12 protein-coding genes and 9 tRNA genes are annotated in these 15,288 nt (G+C 44.7%); 16 read left to right on the top strand and 5 right to left on the bottom strand.

The annotated features are described in order from the left end of the window. Positions 1 to 91: 91 nt before the first annotated feature. From H9659_RS11625 to H9659_RS11585, 9 genes are all read left to right on the top strand, one after another. Positions 92 to 164, top strand: a tRNA-Phe gene (locus H9659_RS11625). Positions 165 to 172: 8 nt separating this feature from the next. Then, a tRNA-Thr gene (locus tag H9659_RS11620) sits at positions 173 to 248 on the top strand. A 13-nt stretch (positions 249 to 261) separates the two neighbouring features. Continuing rightward, positions 262 to 346: transfer RNA gene (locus tag H9659_RS11615), tRNA-Tyr, on the top strand. Between the two features lie 7 nt (positions 347 to 353). Further along, positions 354 to 427 (top strand) — tRNA-Trp (locus H9659_RS11610). A 44-nt stretch (positions 428 to 471) separates the two neighbouring features. Next, positions 472 to 544 (top strand) — tRNA-His (locus H9659_RS11605). Between the two features lie 12 nt (positions 545 to 556). After that, positions 557 to 628, top strand: a tRNA-Gln gene (locus H9659_RS11600). A 6-nt stretch (positions 629 to 634) separates the two neighbouring features. Next, positions 635 to 709: transfer RNA gene (locus tag H9659_RS11595), tRNA-Gly, on the top strand. Positions 710 to 719: 10 nt separating this feature from the next. Then, a tRNA-Cys gene (locus H9659_RS11590) sits at positions 720 to 793 on the top strand. A gap of 37 nt (positions 794 to 830) precedes the next feature. Continuing rightward, a tRNA-Leu gene (locus H9659_RS11585) sits at positions 831 to 911 on the top strand. A gap of 137 nt (positions 912 to 1,048) precedes the next feature. Here H9659_RS11585 and H9659_RS11580 read toward each other — a convergent pair. Then, positions 1,049 to 1,771, bottom strand: coding sequence for a B3/B4 domain-containing protein (locus H9659_RS11580; protein WP_191690641.1), 723 nt, complete (start codon positions 1,769 to 1,771; stop codon positions 1,049 to 1,051). 54 nt (positions 1,772 to 1,825) lie between these two features. Here H9659_RS11580 and queG point away from each other — a divergent pair, with 54 nt between their 5' ends. From queG to H9659_RS11565, 3 genes are all read left to right on the top strand, one after another. Next, positions 1,826 to 2,965 (top strand): tRNA epoxyqueuosine(34) reductase QueG, encoded by a 1,140-nt coding sequence (gene queG / locus H9659_RS11575; protein ID WP_191690671.1) that lies wholly within the window; start codon positions 1,826 to 1,828, stop codon positions 2,963 to 2,965. A 14-nt stretch (positions 2,966 to 2,979) separates the two neighbouring features. Continuing rightward, complete coding sequence (gene trmL / locus H9659_RS11570; protein WP_191690639.1) at positions 2,980 to 3,453, top strand: tRNA (uridine(34)/cytosine(34)/5-carboxymethylaminomethyluridine(34)-2'-O)-methyltransferase TrmL; 474 nt, start codon at positions 2,980 to 2,982, stop codon at positions 3,451 to 3,453. Positions 3,454 to 3,776: 323 nt separating this feature from the next. Then, a complete protein-coding gene (locus H9659_RS11565) occupies positions 3,777 to 4,604 on the top strand; it encodes an aldo/keto reductase (protein ID WP_191690637.1) in 828 nt (275 codons plus the stop codon). 49 nt (positions 4,605 to 4,653) lie between these two features. Here the strand turns inward: H9659_RS11565 and H9659_RS11560 are convergent, their stop codons facing one another. Genes H9659_RS11560 through H9659_RS11550 form a run of 3 tightly spaced genes read right to left on the bottom strand, consistent with a single transcriptional unit; the run spans position 4,654 to position 6,419 of the window. Further along, positions 4,654 to 5,493, bottom strand: coding sequence for an RluA family pseudouridine synthase (locus H9659_RS11560; protein WP_191690635.1), 840 nt, complete (start codon positions 5,491 to 5,493; stop codon positions 4,654 to 4,656). A 23-nt stretch (positions 5,494 to 5,516) separates the two neighbouring features. Beyond that, entirely contained in the window at positions 5,517 to 5,990 is a 474-nt protein-coding gene (locus tag H9659_RS11555) for a thioredoxin family protein (RefSeq protein ID WP_191690633.1), read from the bottom strand. Between the two features lie 3 nt (positions 5,991 to 5,993). Then, positions 5,994 to 6,419, bottom strand: coding sequence for a disulfide oxidoreductase (locus H9659_RS11550; RefSeq protein WP_191690631.1), 426 nt, complete (start codon positions 6,417 to 6,419; stop codon positions 5,994 to 5,996). 117 nt (positions 6,420 to 6,536) lie between these two features. Here H9659_RS11550 and H9659_RS11545 point away from each other — a divergent pair, with 117 nt between their 5' ends. Further along, on the top strand, positions 6,537 to 8,093 hold the full coding sequence (locus H9659_RS11545) for a bifunctional GNAT family N-acetyltransferase/carbon-nitrogen hydrolase family protein (RefSeq protein ID WP_191690629.1): 1,557 nt from the start codon (positions 6,537 to 6,539) through the stop codon (positions 8,091 to 8,093). 42 nt (positions 8,094 to 8,135) lie between these two features. On the opposite strand, the gene H9659_RS11540 is transcribed toward H9659_RS11545, so the two are convergent. Further along, positions 8,136 to 9,485: a hemolysin family protein gene (locus H9659_RS11540; RefSeq protein WP_191690627.1), complete on the bottom strand. Its 1,350-nt coding sequence runs from the start codon at positions 9,483 to 9,485 to the stop codon at positions 8,136 to 8,138. A 545-nt stretch (positions 9,486 to 10,030) separates the two neighbouring features. Between H9659_RS11540 and H9659_RS11535 the strand changes: the two genes are divergently transcribed. From H9659_RS11535 to H9659_RS11525, 3 genes are all read left to right on the top strand, one after another. Further along, a complete protein-coding gene (locus H9659_RS11535) occupies positions 10,031 to 11,770 on the top strand; it encodes an ABC transporter ATP-binding protein (protein WP_191690625.1) in 1,740 nt (579 codons plus the stop codon). Next, complete coding sequence (locus H9659_RS11530) at positions 11,770 to 13,518, top strand: ABC transporter ATP-binding protein (RefSeq protein ID WP_191690623.1); 1,749 nt, start codon at positions 11,770 to 11,772, stop codon at positions 13,516 to 13,518. Before H9659_RS11535 ends, H9659_RS11530 begins: the two co-directional genes overlap by 1 nt. A gap of 223 nt (positions 13,519 to 13,741) precedes the next feature. Then, a complete protein-coding gene (locus tag H9659_RS11525) occupies positions 13,742 to 15,013 on the top strand; it encodes an MFS transporter (RefSeq protein WP_191690621.1) in 1,272 nt (423 codons plus the stop codon). The last annotated feature ends 275 nt before the right edge of the window (positions 15,014 to 15,288 follow it).

Here is a 15,288-nt window from a genome sequence, read left to right as displayed (position 1 = left end):
TCCCGTGGTGTAGCGGTTAACATGCCTGCCTGTCACGCAGGAGATCGCCGGTTCGATCCCGGTCGGGACCGCCATTTTCTTTAAAAAACATGGCTCAGTAGCTCAGTCGGTAGAGCAAAGGACTGAAAATCCTTGTGTCGGCGGTTCGATTCCGTCCTGAGCCATCTTATATGCCGGTGTAGCTCAATTGGTAGAGCAACTGACTTGTAATCAGTAGGTTGAGGGTTCAATTCCTTTCGCCGGCACCATGAAATTCCCTATGGTGGGGTAGCGAAGTGGCTAAACGCGGCGGACTGTAAATCCGCTCCCTCCGGGTTCGGCGGTTCGAATCCGTCCCCCACCACCATTTTTACAGGGGCATAGTTTAACGGTAGAATAGAGGTCTCCAAAACCTTTGGTGTGGGTTCGATTCCTACTGCCCCTGCCATTTATTTTACTTGTCTCTTGAATTGTAACATCATTATCAATATGGCGGTTGTGGCGAAGTGGTTAACGCACCGGATTGTGATTCCGGCACTCGGGGGTTCAATTCCCCTCAGCCGCCCCTTTTTATTTTTGGGGTATAGCCAAGCGGTAAGGCAACGGACTTTGACTCCGTCACTCGTTGGTTCGAATCCAGCTACCCCAGTTATTAGCGGAAGTAGTTCAGTGGTAGAATACGACCTTGCCAAGGTCGGGGTCGCGGGTTCGAATCCCGTCTTCCGCTCCACTTATTCTACGGCGGCATAGCCAAGCGGTAAGGCACGGGTCTGCAACACCCTTACCACCGGTTCGATTCCGGTTGCCGCCTCCATTACTTGGTTTCCGTTTAAAATTTATATTACTAGTTTGCCCGAGTGGTGGAATGGCAGACACGTCGCACTCAAAATGCGATGCCGTAAGGCGTGCCGGTTCAAGTCCGGCCTCGGGTATCTCAAAAAGGACAACTTCGGTTGTTCTTTTTTGTTTTCATTATTTTTCTAACCCTATTTAATTTGCACATAAAAAAACCCGCTAGGCTAGGACTAGCGGGTTGCTCTTCTCGCTTGGAGGAAAGTAGGAAAGCTGCTCAATTCTTATGTTCTTCATGTGCCGGTATATCTTCAATCTCAATAGAAGGGGCGCCCTTATGAAGAATCGCAGGTGCTGCGTTGCCTCCATTGATACTGGTAAACATGGATCCACATGCTTTTGCTAAGCTTTGAGCTTCTTCCACACTCATGTCTGGCCTTAGGAACAATACGTGAAGTATCTCTGTCGTCTCTTCCGTGATTGCACTGCGGACAGAATCCACATAGGGGCTGCCGAAGGGACTGTATCCATCCTTGAGAATCACAATGTTATGTAATGAATTGAACCTGCCGTTTAATCCATCGTAGCCCTCTTCAGCAAGTCCCGTTGTCACACGGATATCGCCAAATAATGCCTCACGATTGTACATGCCGGAAGGAATTCCGTATTGAAGACTAAACAAGGTGTTCAAGTCGATTGCACTGGAATGGCTTTTCATATAATCTTGTTTACTGACACGCCGATACAAAGCTTCTGCCGAAGGGCGGTAGCGTGTAGGAGTAGCCCCTAGCGCTTTCCAAACATTGCGCCATTCCCGGATTCCATCTATCTGATTGATGGGACGTTCCTCAAGTTCAAAAAATAGTTGTTCCTGAAATAGCTGAAGTCTCCCTTTTAGCATTTGTGGGGAATCTGACACGGTTGTACTGTTATAATGGATGATGGCTACTTTGAAATCAGGAACTTCATCAAATATTGCAGGTTCTATATGAAATTTCATAAAATCACCCTGTTCCTATTTTTCTCAAGTTTATCATAAGGGAGGTGGCAGATGGTGAATATCGCTCAGTTGCAACAAGACTTAATCGCCTATGCACAGGAAATTGGAATCGATAAAATCGGATTTACGACAGCGGCACCGTTTTTAGAGTTGAAGAATCGATTGAAACGTCAACAGCATCTCGGTTACCAATCAGGATTTGAGGAAAGTGATGTTGAAAAAAGAACAGAGCCTACTTTACTCTTAGATCGTGCAGAGAGTATTATTTCCATAGCAGTTGCCTATCCCTCCAAGATGAATGAGGCACCAAAGGGGAAACGTGGGGAGCGACGCGGAATGTTTTGCCGGGCTTCTTGGGGGACTGATTACCATACGGTCTTACGTGAGAAGTTAGCGTTGCTTGAGAAATTTTTACAAGAGAATTCATCTGAAGTTAAAACAAGATCAATGGTGGATACAGGGGAACTTGCTGATCGGGCAGTAGCAGAACGAGCGGGGATCGGTTGGTCTGCAAAAAATTGTTCTATCATTACGCCAGAGTTCGGTTCTTATGTCTATTTAGGTGAGATGATCACGAATTTACCCTTTGAACCCGATTTACCAATGGAGGACCAATGCGGGGATTGTACACTTTGTCTCGATGCATGTCCGACAGGTGCCTTAATACAAGGAGGTCAATTGAATGCGCAGCGTTGTATCGCTTTTTTGACACAAACTAAGCAGCCAATTCCTGAAGAATTCCGTAAAGAGGTCGGCAATCGTATATATGGTTGTGATACATGCCAAACCGTATGTCCCAAAAATAAGCGCAAATATAATTTAGATCAAGATACTTTCATGCCAGAACCGGAACTGGTTAAGCCACTGCTCCAACCCATTTTAAAGCTGTCTAATCGGGAATTCAAAGAAACATTTGGGCATATGTCAGGGTCTTGGCGCGGCAAGAATCCTATTCAGCGGAACGCGATCTTAGCTTTAGCACATTTTAAAGAAGAAAGTGCCATCCCGGATTTAGTGAAACTGCTTGAAACAGATCCGCGTCCGATGATCCGCAGCACATGTGCGTGGGCGATAGGGGAAATCGGAACTGAAACAGGACGCTTGGCACTTGACCACGTTTTAGAGACGGAAACAGATGAAACTGTACGTGAGGAAATCAAAAAAGCAGTCATGAGGATGACTGTAACTGAATAGAAGGAAGTGGAATTATGCCAATACATGTAGCACTTTTTGAACCGCTTATCCCTGCCAACACGGGGAACATTGCACGAACTTGTGCAGGCACTGGAGCGAAGTTGCATTTAATAGAACCTCTCGGCTTTTCAACGGATGATAAAATGTTGAAACGGGCAGGACTCGATTATTGGGAACACGTTGACATTACGTATCATAGTGGAATTGATCAGTTGTTTGAAAGATTTCCGGAAGGTGTTTTTTATTTCATCACCAAGTTCGGAACGAAAACATACTCCGATTTCAATTTTTCAAATGTCGAACAAGATATCTTTTTCGTTTTCGGGAAAGAAACGACAGGGTTGCCGTCTGAGGTGACAGAAGCGCATTCAGATACGTGTCTCCGGATTCCCATGAACGATCATATCCGGTCGTTGAACCTATCGAATACGGCAGCCATACTCGTATATGAAGCGTTGAGACAACAAGGATATCCAAGTTTACACTAAAAAAGGATGCAGCTCAATTGGAGCTGCATCCTTTTCAATGTGTTATTTTTTCACTTTGCCTGGCTTGTCAGCATAACCGCCTGTGAAGATTGCAGATAGGAATGCGAAGCAGACACCCATGATTAGAATTAGTCTCATCAGATACCCTCCTGTTGGATCAGTTGTTCTTACATCATTATACCGGAACCACAACAAAAAGGAAATGACTCACTTTAAAATATGTGACATCTGTTTGACAAACGCTGCAGCTTTTTCGTTTGCAGTGCAATCATCGAATGGTACGATTAGAGAGTAGTTATGAGAAACGAAGGAGTGGAACCAACATGTCGACAACTTATTCGGAAACTAAACAACTTGTGAATGGCGTGCATATGCCTCGATTTGGCCTAGGTGTCTATAAAATGACGGATTCCAAGAAAACAGTAGAAGCGATTACTTTTGCATTGGAGCATGGGTATCGTGCAATTGACACTGCCGCTATCTATGAAAATGAGGTGGAGACAGGGGAAGCGATTCGCGCATCAGGAGTTGCTCGCGATGAGCTTTTCATCACTTCAAAAGTATGGAATACCGATCAAGGGTATGACCAAACCTTACGTGCATTTGAAGGATCCTTGAAAAAGCTAGGGCTTGAATACTTGGATCTATACTTAACACACTGGCCGGTTAGCGAAACGTTCGTGGATACCTATCGTGCCATTGAACGTTTGTATGAAGAAAAACTGATCCGTGTGCCAGGCGTTTCCAATCATCATATCCATCATCTTGAGAAACTGGCTGTCACCGCGAATATTGCACCTATGGTGAATCAGGTGGAGCTCCATCCTTTACTGACTCAAGTCCCGTTACGGGAATACTGCACGGAGCGTGACATTGCAGTAACGTCCTGGTCGCCACTTGCGCGAGGCCGACTGCTGGAAAACTCTGTTTTAGTAAAAATCGGGGAAATGCATCAAAAAACAGCTGCTCAAGTGATCATTCGCTGGCACTTACAAAACGATTTAATCGTCATTCCAAAATCCATTACTCCTGAACGTATAGTAGAGAACAGTCAAATCGGGGATTTTGTATTATCGGATGAAGAGATGAAAATGATCGACGAACTGAATCGAAACGAACGGACGGGTACAGACCCGGACACGATCGGATGAATGAAAAAGCTGCACGGGAAAGGGTCCCCGTGCAGCTTTTACTTGTTCGTTAAACAGTGAGTACTATCTTTTCGCCCGTAAATGGATGAATGAAAGAAGTTTCTACAGCGGTTAGACGATAGGTGCCGTCTGGCAGTGCTGCAGCTTCATACAAGTTATCTCCGACGACAGGATGACCTAAGTGAGCCATATGGACCCGGATTTGGTGGGTACGTCCTGTGTCTAGGGTCGCTTCGATCATCGTCGTTTGTTCTTTTCGTTCAATCACTTTGAAATGAGTAACCGCAGATTGACCTGACATTGAAATTCGACGACGTGTTGGGTGATGTCGATCACGACCAATCGGCATATTGACACTGCCTTTCAACCGTTTCAATCGGCCTTCCACTTCAGCTTTGTAGAGTCGTGTGATTTCATTGGAAGCAATCATACGGTCAAACATGGCTTTTGCCATTGGATGCTTTGCGACAATGACAATTCCTGACGTTCCTTTATCCAACCTTTGAATATGCTCTGCATACGTACCACCTGCTGTTTGTATAAGTGACATCACAGCATTCATCATTGTCGCTTCACGGCTAGACCCGTCAGGATGAACCGCAATCCCTTCAGGCTTGAAAACAGCCATATAGTGATCATCCTCTGCAAGGACTTTCACGCCCGGCACTTCTATTGGTGCGTATTCAGAGTGCGCTTCAGGTAAGTGAAACGTTAACTCGGTTCCTGCAACTAGGGGAGTGCGCCATACAACCGGGATCCCCTCGGAATCTGTTACTGCATTGGCCATTCTCAATTCATGAATGTTTTTCTTTCCGGCTTTCCAGTCATCCCGCAATAATTGTTCAAGCGTACCATCGGAATCTTTCACTGTGTACGTAAATGATGTCATTGGTTCATCCTCTTTTCCGTTGTTCACTTTCCATAAAACTCATTGAAGAAAGCATGAATGTTTTCTTCTGGCTGCAATCCGACAAGCCGGCCGACTTCTTTACCATTCTCATACTGGACAAGCGCTGGCCACTCTTGAATCCCATAAGCCTTTTTTGCTTCGTCGCCAAACTCTTGCATATTGTACTGGTTGACTTTAACGCCTTCTTCTTTTGCAATCGGCATCAGGACTGGCGTCATTTCCATGCAGAAGTGACATTGTGGGTGGAAGAAATAGACGGTAGTAGGTTCCCCAGACTCGATCTTTTTGGATACTGCATCAGGCAACACAATGCTGTCGTAGTTCTCATTACCAATCAAGTCGATTGTAGACGGTTTTAAATCGTCGGTTCCATAAGGATTGTCAGCCAACTTCGATTTGTTGGAAGCCGTAGTGAGTGCGATGATCGCAACAAAAAACACGACGACAATCCCGCCAATGATCAATAATTTCTTCATAGTTTACTTCGTCTCCTTCAACTGTTTTGACATCATGACACTTGCAATGAGAATAAGGACAAATGCAATGAATGCCATGAATGGGATCGTGATAAAGCCTAAATAATTTACGTATTGTGCAGTACAAGGGACATCTCCGCATGTACCTGCACGCTCTTGGAAGAAACTAAACTTTTGGATTGTGTAGTGATAACCCGATAAACAAGCTCCGATAATACTGAAAGCGGCAGTTGTCAGCCAAATACGTCCGTTCTTCTGAATGAGTGCAATACCCGCGATCAGAACGATCGGATACATGAGAATACGCTGGTACCAACAGTATAGACATGGCGTGAATCCTTTAACTTCGGAATAGTATAAAGAACCCAGTGTGGCGACGAATGCAATGGTCCAGATCAGGAGTAACAAATTTTCTACACGCTTGTTCATATCGTGCGCTCCTCTCGGCGATTTCAACTCCTTATTATAGAGGGAAACCGATTTTTTTGCTATTATCGGGTATGAGTTTTAAAAAAGAGGGTATTAAAGGTAGAGAGGTGATTTTTGTTGAGTGAAGAATTTGATTTATCATCATTTGAAATAAGCATGGTCGTTCGGCAAATGGAAATGTCGGACATCCCTGAGATATTGGAAATGCAGGAAGCTTGTTTTCCTGGAATGGACCCATGGGAAACGGAACATTTGGTAAGTCACTTGACTGTTTTTCCAGAGGGTCAGTTCGTTGCTGAGCTGGATGGCCAAATCATCGGCTCATGCTCAAGTCTGATTTTGAATTTTGCAGAATATGATGATCGCCATACGTGGGACGATATTTCCGATAATGGCTACATAACGAATCATAATCCTGAAGGGTACAATTTGTATGGGATTGAAGTGATGGTACATCCTGAATTCAGACGCATGAAAGTCGGCGAACGGCTTTACGAGGCACGAAAAGAGCTTGCCCGTGAAATGAATTTGAAGTCCATCATTATCGGCGGGCGCATTCCGAACTATCATAAATATTCCGATGAGATGTCGCCGAGAGAGTATGTCAACTCGGTTGCGAAACACCGTATCTATGATCCGGTTTTAACGTTCCAGCTGATGAATGACTTCACACTGATGCGCATAAACCCGAACTATTTGCCGGACGATAAGGCTTCCAAGCGTTATGCAACCCTTATGGAATGGAATAATATCGACTACAGAGCTGTTTCCAAACGTCATTATAAGACGAGCTATCCTGTCCGTATTTGTGTCGTTCAATACTTGATGCGGAAAATTTCCTGTTTTGACGAACTAGCATCCCAAGTGGAATACTTCGTGAATGTTGCAGCAGACGCCAATTCCGATTTCGTCGTTTTCCCTGAAATTTTCACGACACAGCTCATGTCCTTCTTGGATGAACCATCCGCAAGCCAATCCGTGCGCAAGATTTCCGAGTACACAGAGGAGTACATCGAACTGTTCAATAGTCTATCAGTCCGTTACAACGTTAATATTATTGGCGGTTCTCACTTCGTTGAAGAAGAGAACGAAGAGATTTACAATATCTCTTACCTCTTTAGACGAGACGGTTCGATCGATAAGCAATATAAGATCCATATCACGCCGAATGAGAAGAAGTACTGGGGAATCAGTGCTGGAGATTCAGTGAGGGTCTTTGATACGGACTGTGGGAAGATTGCGATCCAAGTTTGCTATGACATTGAATTCCCTGAACTTGCTCGTATCGCGACTGAAAAAGGTGCCAACATCATTTTCACGCCGTTCTGTACCGAGGATCGGCAAGGCTATTTGCGAGTGCGTTATTGTGCACAAGCACGCGCTGTCGAAAACCAAATTTATACAGTGATTTCTGGAACGGTCGGGAACTTGCCTCAAGCCGTCAATATGGACATCCAGTATGCACAATCCGCTATCTTTGCACCATCTGATTTTGAATTTGCAAGAGATGGCATTGTCGGGGAAGCGAATGCAAACCTGGAAACTGTGTTAATCGGTGATGTAGATCTCGAAGTTTTGAAACGTCAACGTCAAGAAGGTACAGTCAAGCAGTTGAAAGACCGGCGTCGAGACATCTACCGGGTCGAATATTTCTCGAAAAATCCGGAGCAATAAAAAAAGAGACGATTCCAAGTTTGTCGGAGTCGTCTCTTTTTGTTAAATCATTTCTTCTTCCAATTCCGCTTCCTCATTCTTAAGCTTCTCGGCTTCCAGATAGAGTATGTGGTGTCCTTCCACATCTTTGATGGAGAATTCATAGCCTTGTTCAATGATTTTTTCACCGGGAATGGCTTCAAAACGTTGCGACATGAACCATCCGCCGATTGTATCGATATCCTCTTCATCGAGTTCAATACCGAGTGTATTATTCACGTTATCCAGAAGCATTTTTGCATCTAGGATGAAGTGCCCTTCGCCCACAACTTGAACGTCCGGCAATTCGTCTTTGTCGAATTCGTCTTGGATTTCCCCGACGATTTCTTCAAGAATGTCTTCAATCGTCACTAATCCGGAAGTACCGCCGTATTCATCCATTAGAATTGCCATATGAATGCGTTCCCGTTGGATTTTCAGCAGCAGGTCTCCAATCGCCATCGTTTCAATGACGCGAATGATGGGCTGCATATATGCAGAGACTGGTAACTCCCCGTTTTTCGGGTTTTTAATGTATGCAGTGAGTAAGTGTTTCATGTTCACTAAACCGATGACATGGTCTTTGTCCCCATCTGTGACGGGATAGCGGGTGAATTGCTCGATGCCTGGCATGTTGAAGATTTCAGCAGCAGTCATCCCTTTTTCGATTGTCATCATTTCTGTTCGGGGAACCATAATTTCTTTCGCAATCCGATCATCGAATTCAAATATTTTATTCACATATTTGTATTCAGATTGGTTGATTTCCCCGCTTTTCAAACTGTCGGACAAAATCATTCGCAATTCTTCTTCTGTGTGGGCTACATCCGCTTCATGGATAGGTCGAAAGCCGAACAATCGGGTCACTAGTCTTGCTGAACCATTCAGGACTTTAATGAATGGATACATTGTGCGATAAAAGATGATGAGTGGTCTTGCAAGTTCTAGTGTTATCGTTTCCGCTTTCTGAATCGCTATCGTTTTCGGAGCGAGTTCTCCAATGACAACATGAAGGAACGTCACAACAATAAGCGCAATCGAAAAAGAAAGGAAGACTGTCATGCTAGTTGATAACTGCAAATAGGTAAACAAAGGCTCTAACATTAACGCGACGGTCGGTTCACCAAGCATACCGAGTCCGAGCGCGGTAATTGTAATTCCGAGCTGACAGGCAGACAAGTATTCATCGAGATTTTCGACAACCCGTTTAGCATTTATTGCTTTTTTGTTGCCTGCTAAAGCTAGCTGATCAATTCGTGTCATTCTGACTTTCACTATTGCAAACTCAGCTGCAACAAAAAATGCAGTGAGGGCGATCAAGGCAGCAAATGCTGCCAAGCGTATGGGAATATCCAAATGGGTGCTTTGTTTCATGCCTGTGATGGGGGAAACAAAGCGTACACCTCCTGTAGTTTTAAAATTAGGTAGTTAAACTAATCATAAATGGTTAAAGGGAGAATTACAAATGTTTTTCCTTTGTAAGTTGCTGTAAGAACCTATGAAATTTTCAAAAGATTTCATGAAATGTATTGACAATCTGGAAAAGAAAGTGATAATCTAACATTATTCGAAACTCGAAAGGAAAAGGAGGGCTTAGACATGAACAAATGGGTAGTGAACAAACTCACACAACTACAAGCTTTGCCCTCTGCGCCGCGATGATAGTGGATTGAAACTAAAATCGTTTGGTTACAGGGCACCGTTCCATTTTCAGGCACACGTCTCTGAAAGAGGAGCGTGTGTCTTTTTATGTTCACTAAAATAGGATGTTTTCACGCGCTGCGTGTTGCATATACAACTACTAGGAAAGGGGAGCTATCGATGTGATGAAGGAAACGACACACCCAATAAAATTGCTTAAAAAGGAGACACCTGAAGGCGGATAGCTGAAGTTGCTCCAAGAAAGGTCGTAGAATAGTATGTTTTCGGTTTTAGGGAAATTAAGTTGGTTTTTTAAAGAGAATAAGAAACGGTACACAATCGCACTCGTTTTGCTCATCATGTCAAGTATACTGGGGATTATTCCCCCATGGATCATCGGGAAAGCAATCGATGGCATCCACCTGAATACCATGAACGCTCAATTACTTTGGACATATATCGGTATCATGCTGATCATTATCGTAATCGGGTATATCGGGGATTTTGTTTGGCAATACCAATTGTTTGGCGGAGCCAATGTCATAGAAAGAAAATTACGCGGTAATTTAATGCGCCATTTCCTTAAGATGACACCGTCGTTTTATCAACGGAACAAAACAGGGGATCTTATGGCACGATCGACGAATGACCTGCAAGCCATCTCTGAAACAGCCGGCTTCGGAATCATGACGCTGATCGACTCCACAGTCTACTTGTTCACCCTCATTGTCATGATGGGGTTCCTCGTATCGTGGAAGCTGACGCTTGCAGCAATTTTACCATTACCGATATTAGCTTATTTAATGCAAGTGCTCGGAAAACGGATCCATCTCAAATTCGTCACCGCACAAAAGGCATTCGGTGATTTGAATGATGACGTGCTGGAAGCGGTAGCGGGTGTGCGGGTGGTCCGTGCTTACGTACAGGAACGTGCAGAGGAAACACGTTTTGAAGATGCTACGGAAGACGTTTATCAAAAAAATATGGAAGTTGAACGGATTGACGCATTGTTCACTCCGATATCGAAGATCATGACATCGCTCTCGTATATGATTGGCCTCGGTTATGGAGCTTATCTGGTTTCAAAGGGAGAAATGTCATTGGGCGGGCTGGTCAGCTTCAACGTCTATCTAGGGATGATTGTATGGCCGATGTTCGCCATTGGTGAACTTATCAATGTCATGCAACGCGGGAATGCATCCCTCGATCGTGTTCAAGAAACATTGGATGCCGTGGAAGATGTCAGAGACCCTGCAATGCCAGTTCAAATGAACCGACCAGGAGTAATCGGTTTTGAAGATTTCAGCTTTGCCTATCCGACGTCAGACCGTAAAAACTTGGATCAGATCCGTGTGAAACTCTCAGGTGGTCAGACACTCGGGATTGTTGGAAAAACCGGGAGTGGAAAAACGACATTCGTCAAACAGTTATTGCGCGAATATCCAGTAGGGGAAGGGTTGCTTTCGTTTGACGGAAACCGTCTGGATGACATGACGAAAGAGCAAGTGCGTAACTGGATCGGCTATGTGCCACAGGATCATGTATTATTTTCGCGCTCGGTCCGCGAGAATATTTTGTTTGGTAAACCGGATGCCGATGAGCATGACATTGCGGAAGCGATTCGACTTGCCCATTTCGAAAAGGACTTGGAACTATTGCCGGAAGGATTGGATACGCTTGTCGGAGAAAAGGGAGTCGCCCTTTCTGGTGGGCAAAAACAGCGGATTTCAATCGCACGTGCCATTGTGAAAAATCCGGAAATACTCGTGTTGGATGATTCGTTATCCGCAGTGGATGCAAAAACGGAAACTCGGATCATTGAGAACATCCAAAATGAGCGAAGCGGGAAGACAACAATCATCACAACTCACCGATTGTCAGCGATTCAGCATGCGGATTGGATCATTGTCCTTGAGGATGGCCGTGTGACTGAAGAAGGAAATCACGAAGACTTGCTCTCGATGAACGGCTGGTACAAGGAACAGTATGATCGCCAGCAGATCGGAGGGGGAGAATAATGACGACAGGTAAACGTTTAGTGAATTATGCAATGCAATTCAAAGGGTATTTCATTGGCGGTATGGCACTTCTTGCGATAGCGGTTGGAGCCGATCTGCTTGGACCGATCATCGCGAAACAAATTATCGACAATCATATAGCAGGTGCAGCTACAGGCGGAATCGATTTTGAACCGATTGCTAAACTGCTTGCCATCTTCTTTGGTCTAGCGGTGGTTACAGCTATTTTCCGTTATGGACAGTACTTGTTGTTACAAGCGACAGCAAATCGGATTGTCCAAAAAATGAGAAACGAACTGTATCAGCATATCCAGACGCTGCCTATCAGTTATTTCGATAACTTGCCTGCGGGTAAGGTTGTGGCGCGCGTAACCAATGATACGGAAGCCATCCGCCATTTGTACGTAACGGTCGTGTCCCAATTCGCGATCAGCGGCATGTATATTATTGGAATCTATATTGCCTTATTCATTCTGGATCCGAAAATGGGAGCGATTCTTCTAGTAGTTTTACCGATCCTCTACATTTGGATGATGCTTTATCGGAAGTTCGCTTCCAAGGTCAATCACGTCATTCGTGCAAAAGTCAGTGACATGAATGGGATGATCAATGAATCCATTAACGGGATGACAATTATCCAGGCGTTCGGACGAGAGAAGCAGATGGAAGACGAATTTGAAGAATTGAATACAACGCATTATGAGTATCAAACGAAGTTGCTCAAAGTGGAAGCCGCAACGTCCCATAATTTGGTCAATGCGATACGATCGATTACATTCGTTATTTTCATTTGGTATTTCGCAGGAGCTTCAATTACAACAGAAAGCGTTGCATCCGTAGGTTTGCTGTACGCGTTTGTTGACTACATTACACGTCTGTTTAACCCTGTAACAGGTATTGTTAATCAGTTCGCGAGACTCGAACATTCTTTAGTTGCTGCAGAGCGGGTATTCCAGCTGTTGGACCGCTCAGGAGAACCAGTCAGTGATGAGCGGATGGAACGTTACGAAGGGAACGTCACATTTGAAGACGTGTGGTTTGCTTATAAAGAAGAAGAATACGTTCTAAAGGACATTACATTTGAAGCGAAGCGGGGAGAAACCGTAGCACTCGTTGGTCATACGGGATCTGGGAAAAGTTCGATCATGAACTTGCTGTTCCGCTTCTATGATCCGGTGAAAGGTAAAATCTTGATTGACGGACACGATATTACGTCCTTGCCCCGACAGACGATCCGCAGTCATATGGGGATCGTCCTGCAAGACCCATACCTGTTTACAGGAACCGTTGAATCGAATATCAGCCTTGGAGACGCAAGGATTTCCAGAGAGAAAGTCCGCGAATCATTGGAAGCGGTCGGTGGCGAACGTGTACTGGAGCATTTGCCGCAAGGAATTGAAGAACCAGTTGTTGAAAAAGGGAGCACCCTTTCAAGTGGACAGCGTCAGCTTATTTCCTTTGCACGGGCACTCGCTTTTGACCCAGCGATTCTAATATTAGATGAAGCTACGTCAAACATTGACACCGAGACGGAAGAAATCATCCAGCATGCAATGGATGTATTGAAAAAAGGACGGACGACGTTCATCATTGCCCACAGGCTTTCTACGATTAAAAACGCAGACAAAATTCTAGTGTTGGATCGTGGAGAGATTGTTGAAAGTGGAACACATGACGAATTGGTTCTGCTCGACGGTCAATATGCACAAATGTATAAGCTGCAATCAGGGATATCTGTTTCATCCTAAAAGGTCGAAGCCATCGCGCTTCGGCTTTTTTTATTGTGCTGCTTGAGCAATGGATTCCTAATGGGAATCAGCAAAATGACAATCGAATGGAAACTTTGCAGAAATGTAAAAGGCATACCTAACATTATCTATGCGTTTCAATTTTCGAAAAAGATTGCGCACGCACTAGAAAACCCATATATTTAGAGTATCGAAACTTCCGGATAAGAAAGTGGGGCATCCTTTGAACTTGATTCGTGATTGGAAAAAAACGATTTCTGCGTTTAATCGGAACGTGAAATTCTTTTTACTCGCAAACATCTTCATTCAAATCGGACTTGGTGTTTTCATGGTGATGTACAATTTATATATCCGTGAGCTGGGCATGCCGGAAACGGTAAACGGAAAAGTTATATCCATGACTGCACTTGCTACTGCGATCATGCTCGTCCCTGCTGGATTTTTAAGTGACAAGTTCGGGCGTAAGTGGATGATTACAGGGGGAGCCGCCGTTACGGTCATCACTTTGTTTTGGCGAAGTGCCACCGTGTTGGAAGAACCCATAATTTACATATCTTTACTTACAGGGGTTTTCATGGCGTTTGTGCAAGTGTCCGGGATTCCATTCCTCGCAGAAAACTCTGCACCGTCTGAAAGGGTCAAGCTATTCAGCATCCAGTTTGCACTCATCACGATTTCACAGGTGATCGGCAGTCTTGCGGGTGGATTGTTAGCAGATGGGCTGCAACTGTATCTGAATATGGCTGCAGTAGATGCAATTCGATGGTCGTTATATATCGGTGCCGGGGTATTTGCGCTAGGGCTTCCGCCTTTGTTCGCCTTGCAAGACAAGCCACCGATTCCTGTACAGGTACGGACAACAGCTCAGAAGGAAACTGAAGCAAGTTCCGATGAATTGAGGGATACGAGTTTCAAGAAGAATTTCATCCTCATTCTCCACTTCTCGTTCGCAGGCTTGCTAATCGGAATCGGGTCTGGTCTCGTTGTCCCTTATTTAAATTTGTATTTTGCCAATCGATTTAGTGCATCGAACTCCTTCATAGGGCTGATCTTATCCCTGGGTTCTGCCATGACTGCAGTGGCTGCACTCATTGGTCCAGTACTTGTGAAAAAGGTCGGAAAAGTGAAGGCGCTGATTCTTTTTCAATTACTTTCCATCCCTTTCCTGCTGCTTACTGGATTCACGAATTCTTTGATGCTGGCATCGCTCGGATTTTTACTCCGCCAAGCGCTCATGAATGCGGGAAATCCGATTCAAAGTGCGGTTGCAATGGAACTCGTGTCAGATAAGTATCGAGGACTTGCCAACTCGATGAACCAAACCGTATTCCAATTAGGATGGGCGTCCATGGCTCCCATCGCAACAGGACTCGTTGTGGCACAAGGTTTCTATTGGGGTTATGCAATCGCATTCAGCATCACAGCGGCGCTCTATGTAATCTCATCGATTTATTACTATGTAGTGATTAGTAAACAAAAACTATCGGTAGACTGAAAAGGACAGTTCCAAAAGGTCATAGTCATGACTCACACTGTAGGCAAACTCCAGAAATCCTGGGGCTTGCCCACAGTCTTTTTCTAATGCAATGGAATTAACAATGAAAAGTTGATTTACGCTGCGAGCGGACGCTTTCCGAGGGGCTCGACTTCAGCCTCCTCGTCGCTAACGCTCCTGCGGGGGCTTCAGTCTTCGCTGTTCCCTCCGGAGTCGCCGCTCTCCGCTACAATCAACAGGATTTCCCAACTATCGAATGAGATGATGGACATGAT

This window comes from Sporosarcina gallistercoris, from assembly GCF_014836415.1.
Classification (GTDB): domain Bacteria; phylum Bacillota; class Bacilli; order Bacillales_A; family Planococcaceae; genus Sporosarcina; species Sporosarcina gallistercoris.
The sequence above is the reverse complement of the archived record's forward strand: the minus strand, read 5'-3'. Positions and strand labels throughout refer to the sequence as shown.